16 protein-coding genes are annotated in these 18928 nt (G+C 59.3%); 7 read left to right on the plus strand and 9 right to left on the minus strand.

The annotated features are described in order from the left end of the window. Positions 1-582: 582 nt before the first annotated feature. The 9 genes from ilvC to MOP44_RS17275 all read right to left on the minus strand — a co-directional run bounded on the left by ilvC (position 583) and on the right by MOP44_RS17275 (position 10726). On the minus strand, positions 583-1605 hold the full coding sequence (gene ilvC / locus MOP44_RS17235) for a ketol-acid reductoisomerase (protein WP_260791488.1): 1023 nt from the start codon (positions 1603-1605) through the stop codon (positions 583-585). A gap of 127 nt (positions 1606-1732) precedes the next feature. Next, positions 1733-2320 carry an acetolactate synthase small subunit gene (gene ilvN / locus MOP44_RS17240; protein ID WP_260791489.1) on the minus strand — a complete coding sequence of 196 codons (588 nt, stop codon included), beginning with the start codon at positions 2318-2320 and terminating at the stop codon, positions 1733-1735. A 17-nt stretch (positions 2321-2337) separates the two neighbouring features. Then, entirely contained in the window at positions 2338-4104 is a 1767-nt protein-coding gene (ilvB, locus tag MOP44_RS17245; RefSeq protein WP_260791490.1) for a biosynthetic-type acetolactate synthase large subunit, read from the minus strand. Positions 4105-4124: 20 nt separating this feature from the next. Then, positions 4125-4472, minus strand: a complete 348-nt coding sequence (locus MOP44_RS17250; protein ID WP_260791491.1) for a hypothetical protein — start codon at positions 4470-4472, stop codon at positions 4125-4127. Positions 4473-4484: 12 nt separating this feature from the next. Then, positions 4485-6173 carry a dihydroxy-acid dehydratase gene (gene ilvD, locus MOP44_RS17255; RefSeq protein WP_260791492.1) on the minus strand — a complete coding sequence of 563 codons (1689 nt, stop codon included), beginning with the start codon at positions 6171-6173 and terminating at the stop codon, positions 4485-4487. A 140-nt stretch (positions 6174-6313) separates the two neighbouring features. After that, a complete protein-coding gene (gene leuD / locus MOP44_RS17260) occupies positions 6314-6925 on the minus strand; it encodes a 3-isopropylmalate dehydratase small subunit (protein ID WP_260791493.1) in 612 nt (203 codons plus the stop codon). Further along, positions 6925-8355 carry a 3-isopropylmalate dehydratase large subunit gene (gene leuC / locus MOP44_RS17265; RefSeq protein ID WP_260791494.1) on the minus strand — a complete coding sequence of 477 codons (1431 nt, stop codon included), beginning with the start codon at positions 8353-8355 and terminating at the stop codon, positions 6925-6927. Before leuC ends, leuD begins: the two co-directional genes overlap by 1 nt. Before the next feature lie 18 nt (positions 8356-8373). Then, positions 8374-9480, minus strand: a complete 1107-nt coding sequence (leuB, locus tag MOP44_RS17270; RefSeq protein ID WP_260791495.1) for a 3-isopropylmalate dehydrogenase — start codon at positions 9478-9480, stop codon at positions 8374-8376. 46 nt (positions 9481-9526) lie between these two features. Continuing rightward, positions 9527-10726 carry a 2-isopropylmalate synthase gene (locus MOP44_RS17275; protein WP_260791496.1) on the minus strand — a complete coding sequence of 400 codons (1200 nt, stop codon included), beginning with the start codon at positions 10724-10726 and terminating at the stop codon, positions 9527-9529. Between the two features lie 143 nt (positions 10727-10869). Between MOP44_RS17275 and MOP44_RS17280 the strand changes: the two genes are divergently transcribed. From MOP44_RS17280 to MOP44_RS17310, 7 genes are all read left to right on the plus strand, one after another. Beyond that, on the plus strand, positions 10870-11793 hold the full coding sequence (locus MOP44_RS17280; RefSeq protein ID WP_260791497.1) for a LysR family transcriptional regulator: 924 nt from the start codon (positions 10870-10872) through the stop codon (positions 11791-11793). A 243-nt stretch (positions 11794-12036) separates the two neighbouring features. Beyond that, a complete protein-coding gene (locus MOP44_RS17285) occupies positions 12037-12660 on the plus strand; it encodes an outer membrane protein (RefSeq protein ID WP_260791498.1) in 624 nt (207 codons plus the stop codon). Between the two features lie 117 nt (positions 12661-12777). Continuing rightward, complete coding sequence (locus MOP44_RS17290; protein ID WP_260791499.1) at positions 12778-13770, plus strand: HEAT repeat domain-containing protein; 993 nt, start codon at positions 12778-12780, stop codon at positions 13768-13770. Between the two features lie 126 nt (positions 13771-13896). Further along, the gene (locus tag MOP44_RS17295; RefSeq protein WP_260791500.1) at positions 13897-15027 is read left to right on the plus strand and encodes a family 16 glycosylhydrolase; all 1131 of its coding nucleotides are present in this window, start codon (positions 13897-13899) and stop codon (positions 15025-15027) included. 127 nt (positions 15028-15154) lie between these two features. Then, complete coding sequence (locus MOP44_RS17300; protein ID WP_260791501.1) at positions 15155-17146, plus strand: glycoside hydrolase family 97 protein; 1992 nt, start codon at positions 15155-15157, stop codon at positions 17144-17146. A 120-nt stretch (positions 17147-17266) separates the two neighbouring features. Further along, a complete protein-coding gene (locus MOP44_RS17305; RefSeq protein WP_260791502.1) occupies positions 17267-18160 on the plus strand; it encodes a GNAT family N-acetyltransferase in 894 nt (297 codons plus the stop codon). Positions 18161-18170: 10 nt separating this feature from the next. Beyond that, complete coding sequence (locus tag MOP44_RS17310) at positions 18171-18923, plus strand: lysophospholipid acyltransferase family protein (RefSeq protein ID WP_260791503.1); 753 nt, start codon at positions 18171-18173, stop codon at positions 18921-18923. Positions 18924-18928 lie beyond the last annotated feature (5 nt).

An 18928-nucleotide genomic window follows, 5' to 3' on the forward strand; every position in this document is an offset into this window, starting at 1 on the left:
GCTTCCGTTGCCAGTTCCCTCAGTTTTGAATAAACCAATCCACTGGATGAGGCAGCCGACCCCGCGCTGTAGGCGCGACGTTCGTCAGCGCCGCGTTTCACATCGGAAACCCAGCCCCAATAGCCTCCCCACCATCGTGACCGCCATCACATACGCAGCAAGTCCAACGTCCTATCATCGGAGAGCCTTTCAGAAGGCAGGGAGTAGTGTCTGATCTCCCAGGTGACTCATTGAAAGATCACAGTAATCTGGGCCGCGCATCACCACAGGAAGGGTAGAAGGCTTGTTAACTAGCATGTAACTGGGGTTACTAGAAAATTAGCTACCCCTCCCCCTGTTTTTACTTCTCCATATCTTCGCCAAAAACCGACCTAATGAACACAAGCAATTAGGCTTGTTGATCTTCCAAATCCCATAGCCTCAAAACAAGTCGTTGTAACATGGAATGCCTGATTGTACTTATCAGTTAATAGGGCTATTCCGCCGACGTAGGTGCCACGTAAGTCTTTCCTATGCAGCACCTTACCCGCAGAACAAAGAGCTCCTGCGCGTAAGCGCAGGAGCCCTTCTGAAACGCCAGCCTTACCGGTTCTTCGCCACTTCCTCGACAGTCACCGGATCGAGGAACGGCATCGACGCGCGAAGCTGCTTGCCCACAATCTCGATCGGGTGCTTCGCCTCGGCATCGCGGAACGCCTGAAACTCCTTCCGCCCTGAGTTCTGATCCGCCAGGAACCGCTTCGCAAACGTCCCATCCTGAATGTCCTTCAGAATGTCCTTCATCGCCTGCTTGCTGGTCTCATTGATTACCCGCGGCCCGCTCACGTAATCGCCCCATTCAGCCGTGTCGCTGATCGAGTAGCGCATATAAGCCAACCCGCCGCGATAGATCAGGTCCACAATCAGCTTGAGTTCGTGCAGCACTTCGAAGTACGCGCTCTCCGGCTGATAACCCGCCTCGACCAGCGTCTCGTAGCCAGCCTTGATCAGCGCGCTCACGCCGCCGCAAAGCACCGCCTGCTCGCCAAAGAGATCGGTCTCGGTCTCTTCCTTGAACGTAGTCTCGAGCACGCCTGCACGGGTGCAGCCGATGCCCTTCAGGTAGCTCAGCGTCAGCGCATGCGCCTTGCCCGTCGCATCCTGGTGGATGGCAATCAGTCCCGGAACGCCGCCGCCCTCAGTGAACACCTCGCGCACGCGATGGCCCGGCGCCTTCGGCGCTGCCATGCCCACGTCGATGCCTTCCGCCGGCGTGATCGTCTTGAAGTGAATGTTGAATCCATGGGCAAACAGCAGCAGCTTGCCTGCGGACAAGTTCGGCGCAATCTCCTCGGCATACAGCTTCGCAGCGGTCTGATCCGGAACCAGCACCATCACCACGTCGGCCCACTTGGTGGCCTCGGCAACCGTTGCTACTTCAAGCCCGGCCTTCTGCGCCTTGGCGATCGATTTGGATCCGGCGGCAAGACCCACCTTCACCTGAACACCTGAATCCTTCAGGTTGAGGCTGTGTGCGTGCCCCTGCGAGCCGTAGCCAATGACGGCCACTTTCTTGGCCTGGATGAGGGAAAGGTCTGCATCGTGATCGTAGTAAGTCGTTGCCATTGCGTTATCAATCTTCCTTTGTCTGCAAGGTTTGCGTTTGAAATTCGTCGGGCTTTACACCCACTGTGAATCCTGCTTCAACTCCGGGATCATCGATCACTAACCACTGATCACTGACCACTGTTTGCTATTCCGGCTCGACGACCGCGCCTTCTTCGGCTTGCTGTGTCTGGCTGGCGCCATCTTCCGGTTCGATTGCGCCAGCTCCGAGTGCCTTCAGAACCCGGCTGGTGTGGTGCCCGCGGCGCATCGTCATCTTGCCGCTGCGGCATACCTCCAGAATTTCATTATCGCCTTCCGTCAGCACCTGGATGAGTCCCTCGATCTTGCTCTCCACGCCCGTCATCTCGATCATCAGCGACTCCGGCGCAAGATCGACTATACGAGCTCTGAACACCTCGACCAGCTCGAAGATAGGCGAGCGTGTATCCTTCGTGGCCGCAACTTTGATCAGCGCCAGTTCGCGCGTGACCGCGGGCGCCCCGGCAATATCGTCCACGTCGAGCACGTTTTCCAGCTTGTACATGCTCGCGCGAATCCGGTGTCCCGCTTCCGCCGACGCCTCACAAACGATCGTCATGCGCGACAGCCCTGGCCGCTCGCTGCGCCCCACCGTGAGCGAGATGATGTTGATGTTCAGACGCCGAAACAGCGACGACACGCGCGTCAACACGCCGGGCTTGTCATCCACGTACGAAACAAAAGTATGAATCATGATCGTCGTCTCGCTTTCTAGATGTCGTCGGGCCGCTCAACAAGCGGGTTCTTGCCGGGACGGCGAATCATTTCGTGCAGTGCAGAGCCGGCCGGGATCATCGGATAAACCGAGTCTTCCTTCTCCACAAGGAAGTTCAGCAGATATGCACCCTTGTGTGCGCGCGCCTCTTCCACAGCGCCTGCGAGTTCACCGCGCGTGCGCACTGCCTTTGCCGCGATACCATGCGCATCGGCCAGCTTCACGAAATCCGGGCTCACCAGCGGCGTCGACTCGTAGTTCTTGTCATAGAAGAACTCCTGCCACTGCCGCACCATGCCGAGATATCCGTTATTGATCACGGCGATATTGATCTTCAGCTTTTCCTGAACAATCGTCGCGAGCTCCGGCGAAGTCATCTGGAAGCCGCCGTCGCCAGCAACCACCCATACTTCCTTGTCGGGGCACGCGACCTTCGCTCCAATCGCCGCGGGCAGTGCGAATCCCATCGTGCCCAGCCCGCCTGAAGTAATCAGCGTGCGAGGATGCTCGTGATGGAAGTACTGCGCTTCCCACATCTGGTGCTGACCAACGTCGGTCACTACGATCGCGTTGCCACCCGTGATCCGCCACAGATCATGCATCACGTGCGCAGCGTACAGATGACCCGAGTCCGGCAGGTTCTTGATATCGCGCACCGCGACGGCGCCCTTGCTGGCATCGATCGTCTTCAACCATGCAGAGCCGTCTCGGCCGGAAATTTGCGGCAGCAATTGTTCCAGCACCTCGGCGAGATCGCCCACCAGCGCAACGTCCACCTTGATGTTCTTGTTGATCTCCGCCGGGTCGACTTCGATGTGAATCTTCTTCGCTTTCAGAGCGTAGGTGCTAGGCGTGCCAATCACGCGGTCGTCAAACCGCATGCCGCACGCAATCAGCAGGTCGGCTTCCTGAATCGCATGATTCACCCAGGACTCGCCGTGCATGCCCATCATGCCCAGGTTCAGCGGATGGGACGCAGGGAAGCCGCCCAACCCAAGCAGCGTGAGCGCCACAGGAATCTGCGCGCGTTCTGCGAGAGACCGAACCTGCTCCATCGCGCCCGATTGCATCACGCCATGTCCAGCGAGAATCACCGGTCGCTTCGCATTGCGGATCAGCTCCGCCGCTTCCTTCAGCCCGTTCTCTTCCACCTTGAGCATCGGATGCGGCCGGTACGGCGCCGGCTTGGCAGCGTCGAAGTCGAACAGTGCGGTGGCCTGTTGCGCATCCTTCGTGATGTCGACGAGCACGGGACCCGGCCGCCCCGAACGCGCAATCTGGAATGCATGCCGCAGCGCCGGCGCAAGGTCCTCAGCGCGGCTCACTAGGAAATTGTGTTTCGTCACCGGCAGCGTCACGCCGGTGATGTCCACTTCCTGGAACGCATCGGTCCCCAGCACCTTGCTCGACACCTGACCCGTCACGCACACCATCGGAATCGAATCGAGCATTGCCGTTGCGATTCCCGTCACCAGATTCGTCGCGCCCGGTCCGCTCGTCGCAACCGCCACGCCAACCTTGCCGGTTGCACGCGCGTATCCATCGGCCATGTGCGATGCGCCCTGTTCGTGACGCACCAGCACGTGCCGGATCGGAAACTTCCGCAGCGCATCATACGCCGGCAGAATCGCTCCACCCGGATAGCCGAAGACGTCCGTAACGCCCTCGCCGACGAGAGTGGCCCAGAGAATCTCCGAGCCCGTCAACCGTGTGGGCGTGGTGATGGCTCCATTGGGGGAAGGCGTGTTGACGTTGGTGTTCATAGGGCTCTCCTTCGTATGACCTACAACTGCACTTCAGACTGCGGCGATCCCGGGCCGCCTTTTCTGATAACTACTCGCGCGTTCTTGCAGAGCGGATAATCCTTCAGTACTGGTTCCACAACATCGTAGAGTCGGTTCGCATCGGGCCCGTAGAGATAGATTGTGGTCACTGAATCTCCGGTCTCGTGACCATCCAACTCTCCAGCGCGATTCGTCTCGATCTCTTCGATCAACTGATCTTCGAGTGTGGCGACGTCATACTTCGCATACACCTCGTCGGGTAAATTCACTCCATCCAGACGGATGAGCACACACTCCTGGGACTTCGGCTGCGCATTCTTTTTCAAGAACTTGTCGAAAATGCCCATCGATCTACCTTCCTACGTCGTCGCACCCTGCGAAGCCGAGTTCACACGGTCCACATATTTTCGGAATACACCCTGCGGCCAGCGCAGCGCCGGTGGCGCAAAGCCTTTGAGCCGTTCCGCCATCTCCGCATCGCTGATCTCCAGCGTCAGCGTGCGGTTGGGAATATCGAAGCGAATCATGTCGCCCTCGCGGACCGCGGCAATCGGTCCACCAACGAATGCTTCTGGAGCAACGTGCCCCGCTGTGAATCCGCGCGTCGCTCCGGAGAATCGTCCGTCCGTCAGCAGCGCAACTGTGTGGCTAAGGTCCGGATGCCCGCTGACTGCGGCCGTGACCTGCAGCATTTCGCGCATGCCCGGCCCGCCTTTGGGACCTTCATAGCGGATCACCAACACATCGCCGGGCTTGATCTTGTCGCCTTGCACCGCCGCGAAACAGTCGTCTTCGCACTCGAACACCCGCGCTGGCCCGCGATGCTCCACGCGATCGGCCGCGGCGATCTTCATCACGCACCCTTCAGGCGCGAGGTTGCCCTTAAGGATGACGAGTCCGCCCGTAGGCTTGATCGGCTGCTCGAATGTTTTGATGACTACCTGTCCCGGCGTCTCTTCCGCCAACCCGGCCTCTTCCGCCAGCGTCTTGCCGCTGATGGTCAGCGTTGATCCATCCGCGTGACCCGCGTCAATCAGTCGCTTCGCCAACAGACGCGATCCGCCCGCTTCCTGGAAGTGCGAAGCCATGTACTTGCCCGCCGGAACCAGGTCACAGATGAATGGCGTACGCTTCGAGATTGCGTCGAAGTCATCAACCGAAAGTTCAATCCCCATTTCCTTCGCAATGGCGATCAGGTGCAGCACAGCGTTCGTGGACCCGCCGCTCGCTGCCACGCTGGCAATCGTGTTCTCCAACGCCTTACGCGTGATGATCTGTGAGGGCCGGCGGTTCGCCCGCACTGCATCCATCAACATGCGGCCAGCTTCCCGCGTGGCTTCCAACTTGTCTTTCGCAGTCGCGGGAACGCCCGACAAATGCATCGGTGAGATCCCCAGCAACTCGCCGCTCATTGCCATCGTGTTCGCCGTAAACTGGCCGCCGCAGGCTCCCGCGCCAGGACACGCATTGGCTTCGAGCGCCTCGAGCCCCGCGTCGTCAATCTTGCCCGCCGCGTATGAGCCGATGCCCTCGAACACGTTCTGAATCGTAATGTCGATCTTCTTGCCATCGGGGCCGTCAATCTTGCCCGGCGCGATCGATCCACCGTAGAGCATCATCCCCGGAATATCCAGGCGGCACAGCGCCATGATGATGCCCGGCATGTTCTTATCGCAGCCGCCGATGCCCACAAGGCCGTCGAACAGGTTTCCACGCGCTACCAACTCGATGGAGTCGGCAATCACCTCGCGTGACACGAGAGACGCCTTCATGCCCTGCGTCCCCATCGTGATCCCGTCGGAGATCGTGATGGTGTTGAATTCCATCGGCGTGCCGCCCGCCTCTCGAATACCCTGCTTCAGCGCATCGGCCACTTCACGCAGATGAACATTGCAGGTGCCGATCTCGGTCCAGGTGTTGGCGATACCGATAATCGGCTTATGCAGATCGTCTTTCGCAAAGCCGGCACCCCGCAGATACGAACGCGCGGCTGCACGGCTGGGACCCTCGGTCAACGGAACACTATTGCGCTTGCCTTCTACAGTCATATCTTCCCTGAATAGCAGTGCTAGCGTCGCTCGCGGTGCTGGCGGAGCTAGTTCTTGGTCTGTGCTGGCTTTGCCGTTCACCTGCGCCGCCAGTGTCAAATTGTCCTGCTAGCGCCGTTAACTCCGCTAGCTCCGCTGGCTTACTTCGGCTGCAACCAGCTCGCTTCATCATGCTGCTTCTCAAACTTGTCCAGCGCATCCGCATGCCGCAGCGTCAGCCCGATATCGTCCAGGCCTGCCAGCAGGCAATACCGTCGGAACCCATCGACCTCAAAGCTCGCCGAGAAGCCTTCTCCGTCGGTCACGGTCTGGTCTTCAAGAGAGACATTGAGCTCGTATTCCGGGATTGTCTGCGCTCTGTACATCAGTTCGGCCACTTGCTCTTCGCTCAACTTCACCAGCAAAATGCCGTTTTTGCCCGCGTTCGAGAAGAAGATGTCCGCGAACGTCGGTGCAATCACGCAGCGAAACCCATAGTCGCTCAGCGCCCACGCGGCGTGCTCACGGCTTGACCCGCATCCGAAATTCTTGCCAGCGATCAGAATCTGCGCGCCCTTGAAGCGCGGATCATTGAGCACGAACTCGGGCACCGGCTCGCCCTCCGGCGTCTGTCGCCAATCGAAGAACAGGAAATCGCCATAGCCTGTGCGCTCGATGCGCTTCAGGAACTGCTTAGGGATGATCTGGTCGGTATCGATATTGGTGCGATCGAGAGGTGCCGCCAGTGATGTCAGAGTTGTGAATGCTTGCATTAGGCAGTTACCTCCTCGCGAACTTCCCAGTTGCGGATATCGACAAAGTGCCCGGCAATCGCCGCAGCTGCCGCCATCTCTGGCGACACCAGGTGCGTGCGGCCCCCACGTCCCTGACGCCCTTCGAAGTTCCTGTTCGACGTAGAAGCGCAACGCTCGCCTGGGGAGAGAATGTCGGGATTCATTCCTAGACACATGGAGCATCCAGGTTCGCGCCAATCGAAGCCGGCTTCCTTGAAGATCCTGTCCAGGCCTTCGTTCTCAGCCTGCGCCTTCACCTGCTGCGAACCCGGCACCACCATCGCATGTACATGCGAAGACACCTTGTGGCCTGCAGCGATCTTGGCCGCCGCGCGCAGATCCTCAATCCGCCCGTTTGTGCACGAGCCGATGAACACGCGATCGATGGCGACATCTTCAAACTTCGTTCCCGCCTTCAGCGCCATATACTCGAGCGCCCGCTCAAAAGACTTGCGGTCCGCCTCGTTCTCGACCTTCGCCGGATCGGGCACCGCGGCGGTCACCGGAGCAACCATGCCTGGGCTCGTTCCCCAGCTCACATACGGAACCAGGGTGGCAGCATCGATCGTCAGTTCGCGATCGAACGTTGCGCCTTCATCTGTAGGCAGTTTGCTCCATTCCGCAACCGCGCGATCCCATGCCTCACCCTTCGGCGAGAAGCGTCGGCCCTTCAGATATGCAAAGGTCGTTTCATCGGGAGCAATCATGCCCGCGCGCGCGCCGGCCTCGATGCTCATATTGCAGATCGTCATCCGGCCTTCCATGCTTAGGCCGCGAATCGCCGAACCCGCATACTCGATCACGCTGCCCGTTGCGCCGTCTGTGCCGATCTTCCCGATGATCGCCAGGATGATGTCTTTCGCCGTCACGCCCGTAGGCAACTCGCCTTCAACCGAGATCCGGAACGTCTTGGGCTTACCCTGCGGGAGCGTCTGCGTCGCCATTACATGCTCCACTTCGCTGGTGCCGATGCCGAACGCCAACGCGCCGAACGCGCCATGAGTCGAGGTATGCGAGTCTCCGCACACAATCGTCATACCCGGCTTGGTGATTCCCATCTCCGGCCCGATCACGTGCACGATGCCTTGCTCGCGCGAATCCACGTCGTACAGCTCCACGCCGAACTCCGCGCAGTTCTTGCGCAGCGTAGCAATCTGCGTGGCCGCAATCTGGTCGACGATATTAAGCCGGCCTTCAATCGTGGTCGGCACGTTGTGGTCCACGGTGGCCACCGTACGATCCGGCCGACGCACTTTGCGCCCCGCCAGCCGCAGTCCTTCGAATGCCTGTGGGGAAGTGACCTCGTGTACGAGCTGCAGGTCGATGTAGAGCAGCGTCGGCTCGCCTTTCGGCTCCGCTACGACGTGCTGCTCCCACACCTTCTCAAATAGTGTCTTTGGAGTACCCATGTTGACCTCGTAATCCTCTTAAACCAGCGTGTCGCGCTTGGCCAGAATCTGCTTCAACGTATCGCGCACCTGCGCACCCATCGCGGTGGTCGAAAGCAGGTTGTAACCCTGCGGATTCGTGCCGCGCATCAGATCGGCAGTCCGCCCGCCGTTCTCGAGCACAGTGCGTACCGCGGTCCGCACCGCCATCGCCTCGGCTTCCAGGCCGGCCGTTAGCCGCAAGATCATCGCACCCGTGAGGATCGCGCCCAGCGGATTCGCCAATCCCTTGCCCGCAATGTCTGGCGCCGAACCATGCACCGGCTCATACAGGTCGACTTTGCCGCCAATCGTCGCCGAAGGCAACATCCCGAGCGAACCCGTAATCACAGCCGACTCGTCCGACAAAATGTCGCCGAACAGATTCTCCGTAAGCACCACATCATAGTTGCGCGGCTGGTTCATCAGGTGCATCGCCATCGCATCCACATACTGGTGCTCCAGCGTCACATCGGGAAACTCCGCCGCTACTTCGTTCACCGTAGCGCGCCACAGTTGCGAGACCTCTAGAACGTTTGCCTTGTCTACGCTGGTCAGCTTCTTGCGGCGCCCCTGGGCCAGCTTGAATGCGATCCTCGCCACACGCGCCACTTCATCCCGTGTGTAACGCATTGTGTTCCAGCTCTCGCCCTTGTCGCGATCCCACGCGCGCGGCTGGCCGAAGTAGAGTCCACCGAGCAGTTCGCGGACGAACATGATGTCCGCGCCGTCCACGATCTCGGGCCGCAACGGGCTATTGACTGCGAGTTCCTTGAATGCAAATGCAGGCCGCAGGTTGGCAAATCCGCCTAGCGCAGCGCGAAGCTGCAGCAGGCCCGCTTCAGGGCGCTTGTCCGGGGGAAGGGAATTGAACTCATTGCCGCCCACCGCGCCCAGCAGAACCGCGTCGCTCGCGAGCGCTTCATTCAGCGTGTCCGCAGGCAGCGGAGTACCATCCTGCACAATCGCCACGCCGCCGATGCGGCGCTCAGTAAACGTGAATTCGTGTCCGCCCAGCGCGGCCACATCCTGCAGAACCGCAACCGCTTCGTTGGTTACTTCGGGGCCGATGCCATCGCCGGCCACTACCAGGATCTTCAGCTTCATTCTGCTCCCGTCTAAAGATGGTCAGGTGTAAACAGTCACAAATGTTTCAGTTGACTTCTTCGTGCACCGGCACATGTCGCCGCGCGCGGATCTCATCCGGCAGGATGCCGATCAGATCCTGGTCGTACACATTCTTCTTGCGGTCTGCAAGCGCCACAAAACGGTAGTACGTGTGCTGCAACTCGTCACGATCTAGCGAGAACCCCAACTCTTCCAAGCGATGCCGGAGCGCGGCGCGTCCCGAGTGCTTGCCCAAAACAAGGTTGGTTTTCGGCACTCCTACCAGGCTCGGCGTCATGATCTCGTAGCACAGCGGATTCGCCAGCATTCCATGTTGATGAATGCCCGACTCGTGCGCAAATGCATTCGCGCCGACGATCGCCTTGTTGGGGGAGGGCTTGAAAGTGATGATGTTGCCCAGCACCTGGCTGGTCGGATAAAGCTGGTCCAGCTTGATTCCCGTTTCCACGTTGTAATAATCAGCGCGGACATAGAGTGCGGCGGCAATCTCTTCCAGAGCCGCGTTGCCTGCGCGCTCGCCAATGCCGTTGATCGTGCACTCTACCTGACGCGCGCCGGCCTCGATCGCCGCCAACGAGTTTGCAGCCGCTAGCCCAAGATCATCGTGGCAATGCGACGACAGAATCACGCCTTGTGCATCGACCGCCGGAATCCTCTCGCGCACATCGCGAAACATCTTCCCGTACTCCGCCGGCGTCGTGTAGCCCACAGTGTCAGGCATATTAATGGTGGTTGCGCCGGCTTCTACCGCAACGCGCACCATCTCCACCAGGAAATCGCGATCCGAGCGCGTCGCATCCTCTGGTGAAAATTCCACGTCATCTACAAGCGACCGCGCCAGGCGAACCGACTCCGCCGTACGGTCCAGTGCCTCCTGCCGGCTGATCTTCAGCTTGTACTCCAGATGCAGATCGCTCGAAGCCAGGAATACGTGAATCCGGGGCCGGTCGGCAAACTGAACCGCCCGCGCGGCCATCTCGATGTCTTCCTGCTTTGCTCGCGCCAGAGAGGCGATCTTCGGCCGCCGAACCGCCTGGGTGATCGTGGCGATCGCCGCAAAATCGCCTTCAGATGCCATTGCAAACCCGGCTTCGATGATGTCCACGCCCAGATCCTCGAGCGCATGGGCCATCGTCAGCTTTTCCTGCGTCGTCATGCTGCAGCCGGGTGACTGCTCGCCGTCCCGCAGAGTCGTGTCGAAGAACGCTACGTGTTTTGTTGTCATAAATTTCACCTGGTGAGGGGAAACCGTTGTTCGAACATCTCTAGTTTCCCCTATTCGCCCGTTATAACGCAAAGTTATTATTTTTGGGGTTCCTATCAGAATCACTTATGCTGAATTGAGACTCCGAGCCTGGTGCTGACACTATGGAACTCAATCAGCTAGAGACATTTCTTGCAGTTGCGGAAGAACGCAGCTTTTCACGCGCCGCAAGTCGCCTGCATCGTACGCAGCCCGCGGTGAGCCAGGTCATCCGCAAGCTCGAGGAATCCCTCGGAGAAGTCCTCTTTGATCGAGCCGCCCGGGACGGATCGCTTACTGCGGCCGGCACGCTTCTGCACGATTACGCGCTTCGTCTGATGGCTCTCCGCCGCGAAGCTACGAGTGCTCTGGGCGAACTCAAGAGCCTCGAACGTGGCCGCCTGCACATGGCTGCCAATGAGTACACCTGCACTTACCTTCTCCCTGCCATCGACGAGTTCCGCCGCGAGTATCCGCAGGTCACGGTAACGGTACAGCGAATGCTGGCCTCCCATATCCCTGATGAACTCAACCTCAGGACATTCGAAATGGGGGTAATTTCCTTTCGCCCCGATCCCGAACAGTTCCGCACGATTGCCGTGTACGGCGACAGCCTGGCCCTCATCGTCAGCCCGCAACACCATCTCGCCGGTGCCGGGCGCGTTTCTATCGCCGACCTCGGCAACGAAAGCTTCATCGCGCACAATGTGGCCTCCCCACTCCGCCGCAAGGTCATCGAAGCGTTCCAGCGCTATCGCACTCCGCTCAATATGGATATTGAGCTGCCGACTATCGAGGCGATCAAACGATTCGTCTCCATGGGCAATGGTGTTGCCCTGATCCCGCATCTCACGGTGGCCCGCGAGCTCGAAACCGGAGAACTGGTCGCCGTCGCCGTTGCGGAGCTCGAGATGAAGCGCGTTCTTCGCCTCGTTCACCGCCGCCACGGAACTCTCTCGTACGCCGCGACTGCATTCCTGCGTACCGTGCGTGCGCTGGCCCGGCGCACGGGACCGCCCTTCTATTACCATGTGGAAAAGTCGGCCTGATCTCGTCGCGGAAAGATGCCTACTGCTCCGACCACGCCATCGCCCGCATCTTTTGTGCTATTCATGAATACACCGTTCAGATTTCTCTGCGTCTAAGGCTTAGTTCATTCCTGCGCTGTGGCGAAGGGGCCGTTCAGGGCATTTACAATTGCTCTGAGCGGGGACCGGCGCCAACCGGTGTACCCGGAATGACAGTTCGTTGCCAGCCGGGACGGTTGGGCAGTCGTGAGGATCAGGAACCGAATGAAGAAGATCGTACTCGTACTATTCCTGCTGGCGGTGTGTGTGGCCACAGGCAGAAGCCAGGAAAGCCGCCAGGATGTCAGCCTCAGCGGCTTCGCGTTGATCCCGCCGTTTGTGGCCTCCTCCACAAACGTCCAGGTTCACTCCAACGCCGCTTACGGGGCCTTGGTCAGCTACCGTTTCATGCTCACTCCTAATAGCGCACTAGAAGCCAACTACGGCATCACGTACCAAAACACCTATCGCTACGTAGTTGGCAACACGAACGTCACCAAGATCCTGACGCGCACGCAGGAAATGTCCGGCGCATACGTCCGTAGCTTCACCTTCCGCAAGTGGAACCCGTTCGTTGAAGCCGGGCCGGCAGGCATGATTTTCCTTCCCATCCGCAACTCGGGAACCACCTCGATCGATGCCAAGCAGCAGACCAACCTCGCCGGCATGTACGGCGCCGGTATCGCATACGAGATCAGCCCTAGCTTCGATATTCGTGCAGAATATCGCGGCATTGTTACAAAGGTGCCGAACTTCGGACTAGGCAGCGGAAACACGACCCAAAACCTCACCACCAATAAGTGGTTCAACCTGTACGAGCCGGTGGTTGGTGTCGCGTATCACTTCTAGAACGTCGATTCTCGATGCGGGCAAGGGATGGCCTCCGCGCCATCCCTTTTCCTTTGCACCGCTTCGTGAGGGATTCGGCGTACACTTGTCAGACGTCTTCGGATTCAGGGGCAATCGATGGCTCATCGCGTCTTTGACGAACAGATGGAAGCGCTCGAAGCGCTGAGCGGCCGCACTCTGGATCCTGACAACGTCCTCTTCATTAAGAAATCCCTTTCCGCCCGCAGCAACTTCCTTGTTGCCAAGGCCGCAAGGCTTGCCGAAGACAACTGCCTGGCCGTGCTTGTCCCCGAACTCATCGCGGCCTTCCAGCGTTTTTTTGTGAATCCGGAGAAGTCCGACCCGCAATGCTGGGCGAAGAATGCTCTCAGCCGAGCGCTTCCCAAACTCGAATGTCGGGATAAGAGTCTCTTCCTCCTCGGATTGCACCATCATCAGATGGAGCCGGTCTGGGGCGGCCGTTCCGATACGGCGGGAACCCTCCGCGCCAACTGCGCGCATGCTCTCGTCGCTTGCGAAGGCATTGCCAACGACGAGCTTCTGCTGCTCCTCATTGACCTGCTCGCCGATCCCGACAAGAGCGTCCGCTCCGAAGCGATCCGCGCCATCGCGCAGATCGGCGAGCTAGCCGTTCCTGTCCTGCGTCTTCGCGCTCTCATCCCCGGAGAGGACCCCGAAGTGCTCTCCGTGTGCTTTCGCGCATTGCTCGATCTCGAACGGACCGCTGGCATTCCCTTCGTGTCCCGTTTTCTCGAATCAGGCGACGATACCGCCGCTGAAGCGGCTTTCGCGCTCGCTGAGACGCACACTCAGGGGGCCCTTGATGCACTGCTCAACATCCACCGCAACCCCGTTAGGCCAATGGCTGACCCTTGGTTTGCCGGTGTGCTTCTCAACGCGATTGCCCTTACGCGGCTTCCCCAGGCGACCGACTACCTGGTTAACCTGATCGAGCGTGAAGATCGCGAGGCGCACATCGCCATCGAATCCCTTGCAAAGCTCTCATCAAATGCTGAACTTACTGCCCGCCTGATCAAGGTCGTGGGAGAAGTAGGAAGTCCACGCCTGTCCAAAACCTTGCGTGAGTACCTGCCCGAAACTGCCCTCTGATTCCCGACAGATTTTCTCGATTGCAGTATGTGTCGGCCGTACTTGACGCCGCGCCTCCACCGTGTTCTCATCCGGGACGATTCAATCTGCAATACTCTTGGGGGACCTATGCGAAGTGGAGGATTCATGCTGGCTTTATTGCTGCTGTCCGGAACTATGATGTGCGCCTGTGGAGGAAACTCCAGCGGTTCGGGGGGAAGCAACCCGCCGCCCACAACCAAACCGACAGCCGCCACGCCGACCATCACTACGGCGAATGCAAAGGGCGGTGCAGTCATCGTGACCCTGGCTGATACGACCAACGGCGCGACCATTCACTACACACTCGACGGTTCTGCTCCCAGTTCTTCGTCGGAGATCTACCAGGCGCCCTTCCTCGTCTCTTCCAGCATCACCGTCAAAGCAATTGCCACAGCCTCTTCCTACACCGACAGCGCCGTTGCCTCGCAGGCGTTCACGCCGAATATTGCATCCGGGACGCTGGTCTGGAGCGACGAGTTTTCCAATGCAGGGGGCACCAACGCTGGTCCGAATGCTTCCACGTGGACCTATGATGTAGGCACCAACTGCTGCGGCAATAATGAACTCGAAACTTACTGCGCTTGGGGCTCGACCGCCGCCTCCTGCGATTCAAATAATCCCAATGCCTACATCGGAACCGACAGCTTCCTGCATATCGTCGCCCGGAACCCATCTTCTACGGTCTACACTTCGGCGCGCCTGAAGTCGCAAGGCCTCTTCAGTTTCATGTACGGCCGCATTGAGGCGAGGATGAAACTGCCTGAATCGCAGGGCATGTGGCCCGCATTCTGGCTCCTCGGCAACAATATCGCCACGATCAGCTGGCCGGCTTGCGGCGAACTCGACGTGATGGAACACATCGACGGCAATAACCCGCCCCTCAATGGAAGTGCGCCAGGATATGACTGGATTGCCGGCTCCGTCCATGGCGGCACGTCAAGCAGTAAAGCGGATGGGACGCAGCAGTATCATGCCGCGGGTTTCACAGCTGCTGAGTGGCATACCTATGGCATGATTTGGTCCAAGGGCAAAATCGAGTATTACGTTGATGATCCCGCGAACATCTACGCCACATTCACGCCGGCAAATTTTTCCGGTACCTGGCCGTTCGATGTGGGCCCTCAGTTCATCATCCTGAACCTTGCCGTCGGCGGCGATTGGCCCGGCGGCCCCAATGCGACGACAGTGTTTCCGGGCGACATGACCGTGGACTATGTCCGCATCTATACCAACTGAAGCGTGCTTGTAAGCCAACTCAGCAGTCTGAAGCGCCCGCCATCGTACCCTCGGCGGGCACTTCACCTTCTGGTCGCTCTACCTAATCTGCTCTCCGTGTTAACATCCGGTTTCGGAGACCGAACCTATGTTGCGTGCCCGGCTAATATTCTCTTGCCTCTTCCTTTCTCTCTCACTTCATGGAGCACCTGCTCAGGATGACGCCGGTCTTCCCCGCGTCGAATCTCCCAACGGCGCAGTCTCCATGATGCTGTTGACGCGTCCCGGCGCGAAAAGCGGCCTGCACTACATTGTTGAATTCCACGGCAAGCGCGTCTTCGATGAGTCCCTGCTCGGATTGAAGTTCGACGGGCAACCGCCACTCGGACCCGGGATGAAGCAAGTCGCAGTCAAGCCGAGCCAAGCCGACGAGACCTATACAATTCCGGCCGGCAAAACTAGCCAGGTCCGCGACCATTACAACGCAATCCGCGCCGATTTTGAGGACGATGCCAACCGTAAGCTCACGGTCGAAATCCGAGCTTACGACGACGGGATCGCATTTCGCATGATCGTGCCCGACCAGCCCGGCCTCAAGCAAGTCCGTCTCGAGAAAGAACTCACAGACTTCCGCTTCAGCAAGGATGCCATGACCTATCCGCTACTCCTCGATGGTTACCAGTCCTCCTATGAAGACGAGTACCAGGCGCGCAATGTGAGTGGTATCCATAACGATTGGCTCATAGGGCTGCCCCTTCTCACGGAAATTCCGGGCGTCGCGTGGGTGGGAATCACCGAGGCTGACATCGAGAACTATGCCGGCATGTACCTGCGCAAGGGTGACGAGCGCCTCGCATTGCGCACGCAACTCTCGCCTCGGATCGACCATCCCTCGATAGCAGTTGAAGGCGACGCGCCGCTTACCACGCCATGGCGTGTGCTCATGATCGCTGACAATCCCGGCCGTCTGATCGAATCGAACATCGTTCTGAATCTCAATCCGCCCTCAAAGATTGCCGACACCTCATGGATTAAAGCCGGAAAGACATCATGGGACTGGTGGTCCGGCGACTACGCCGCCAACGTAACCTTCACGCCAGGCATGAACACTGCCACGCTCAAACACTACATCGACTTCTCCGCCGCATCTGGCTTCCCCTACATGCTCATTGACGCGGGCTGGGCGCTGGCCAATCGCAAATCGCCCGACGATTACGCAGCGGTTGCAGACATCACCAAATTCGATCCCGCTGTCGACATGCCCGAGCTGCTTCGCTATGCGAAGGAGAAGAACGTAAAGCTCTGGCTTTGGTCGCACTGGACGTCAGTCGACAAATACATGGACAAGGCCTTCCCGCTCTTCGAGCAGTGGGGCATCGCGGGCGTCAAGATCGACTTCATGCAACGGGACGATCAGCAGATGGTGGCCTGGTATCGTCACGTCGTGGATCTCGCCGCACAGTATCACCTCATGATTGACTTCCACGGCGCCTTCAAGCCTGACGGCCTACGCCGCACGTATCCGAACCTGATCACGCGCGAAGGTGTCATGGGCAAGGAGTATCTCAAGTGGAGCGCCCGCACCTCGCCCGTCCATAACACCACACTTCCGTTCACACGCATGCTCGCAGGGCCGCTCGACTACACGCCTGGCGCCTTCGGCAATGCGAACCGCGAGACCTTCGTCGGCCGCAACGTGCAGCCCATGAGCCTTGGCACGCGCGCGCATGAACTCGCGTTGTATGTGGTCCTTGAGAGCCCTCTCCAGATGGTCTCCGACTATCCTGAGCGCTACGCAGGTCAGCACGACTTCGAATTTATTAAGCAGGTACCCGCCACGTGGGATGAAGTGCGCGTCCTCGGTGGGCGCCCGATGGAGAACATCACCGTGGCGCGGCGCAGCGGTAAGGACTGGTACATCGGCTCCATTACCAACTGGGATGCCCGCACTGTGCGCGTGCCGCTCGATTTTCTTGGGGAAGGGAAATACACGGCCGAAATTTACGCCGACGCCCCCGACGCCGACCAGAACGCTACCCACACCACATTCAGCACGCAGCCGGTCGATAAGACTTCGATCCTTGACGTGAAGATGGTTTCCGGCGGGGGGAACGCGATCTGGGTTCATCCATCGTCGTAGCGAAGCGGGCCGCCGTCTCGCGCGATCAAATTAACTGTGTGTTGACGTTGAAGCGTGCTGCAACCAAACATTTGCAGGCGCTTCATCCTCCTCTTACAGTGATCGCCCGACAATAACCGCGTGAATCCGCCCATTGTCGACACGGCTACAGTTGAGCCGGCAGTTCCAACTGCCTGCGTTGTTGAAGTTCCTGTTCCCCAGCGCACGTCGCTTCGTGCGCCGATTGGTTCCTCGCCTCGCGTTCACGCGGAAGTCGGGCGCTACCGGTTGCGTCTTGCTGAAACAGCTGAAGATCGGGAAGCCGCATGCCGTTTGCGCTTCCGCGTCTTCAATCTGGAACTAGGCGAGGGCCTCGAAAGCTCCTATGAGACGGGGCTCGATACGGATCCATTTGACAGGTTTTGCGAGCACCTCCTTGTGGAAGACAAGCATCAGGAGAATTCCTCGCGTGCCATTGTCGGCACGTACCGCATGCAGTCGGGCATCACCGCCGCCTTGAACCTTGGCTACTACTCCGAGCAAGAGTTCGACCTATCGCTATACGAATCATTGCGTCCCGAAATTCTAGAGTTGGGTCGCGCATCCATCGACCGCGATCACCGCACGCCGGAGGTTCTGACCTTACTGTGGCGGGGCATCGCGCAGTACGCCACGGATGCGGGGCTCCGCTACCTGATTGGGTGTTCTTCGCTCAATTCGCGCAATCCCGGCGAAGGATGGGACCTCTATCGCCAGTTGGAGAATTACCGCGTCGGATCGGGATCTAGCACGCATCCAACACCTGCTTATGAATGCCCGATGGAGAAGATCACGCGTGCTGACGCAGACAGCATGACTGTGGAAGCGGTCAAGGTTCCCAGGTTGCTCAAGACTTATCTCGCTATCGGCGCCCGCATCGCGGCACCGCCGGCGTGGGATCGCGCATTCGGCACGATAGACTTCCTGACTATACTCGATCTAAAGTTGCTGTCGTCGGCGGCGCGTAACCGGTTCCTGGCGCCGCTCGCACAGTAGACTTGACGCGATGAACCTTCGCACAGTCCGCCGCGCACTCGCGCTCATATGGGCTCTCGCATTCTGCATGGTGCGCCTCGTGCTGATGCGGGTCGGCGGCCCGCTGACCGCGGTGCAGCGTGCGCTCTGGCTGCAGAGCGCCTGCCGCGGAGTCTTGCGCAGCGTCGGCGTGCGTTGCACAGTTAGCGGAACGCCGCCCACGCATGGCCTTGTCGTATCCAATCACCTGAGCTACCTCGATATCGCAGTCTTCAGCAGCGTGATGCCCTGCGTATTCGTCTCGAAAGCCGAAATAGCGAAGTGGCCGTACTTCGGCCTCGCCGCGCGTGCGGGCGGCACTATTTTCCTCGACCGCTCCAGCAGAGCATCCGCGGCTGCGGCCGCCAGCGAAATTGCGGAACGGCTTAGACTCCCCGTTCCCGTGTTGCTCTTTCCTGAAGGCACCAGCACGGACGGGTCAGAAGTGCTGCGCTTTCACTCGGCATTATTCCAGCCGGCCATCGATGAGCACGCGTCCGTCACAGCTGCCGCTTTGCGTTATGTGCCTGACGGCGATCTTCGTGAAAGCGAGTACTGCTGGTACGGAGATGCGGACTTCCTCGCCCACCTCTGGAAGCTGCTCCGGGCACCGGGCTTTTCGGCGGAAATTGTTTTTGGCGAGCCGGCTCTCCACTCCGATAGGCGCACCGCCGCTCTAGCCAATCATGAATCTATAGTGGAAATGCGCGCACATTCGGTCCGCGCGGTTCATGTTCACGCCTGAAGAAG

This window comes from Occallatibacter riparius, assembly GCF_025264625.1.
Classification (GTDB): domain Bacteria; phylum Acidobacteriota; class Terriglobia; order Terriglobales; family Acidobacteriaceae; genus Telmatobacter; species Telmatobacter riparius.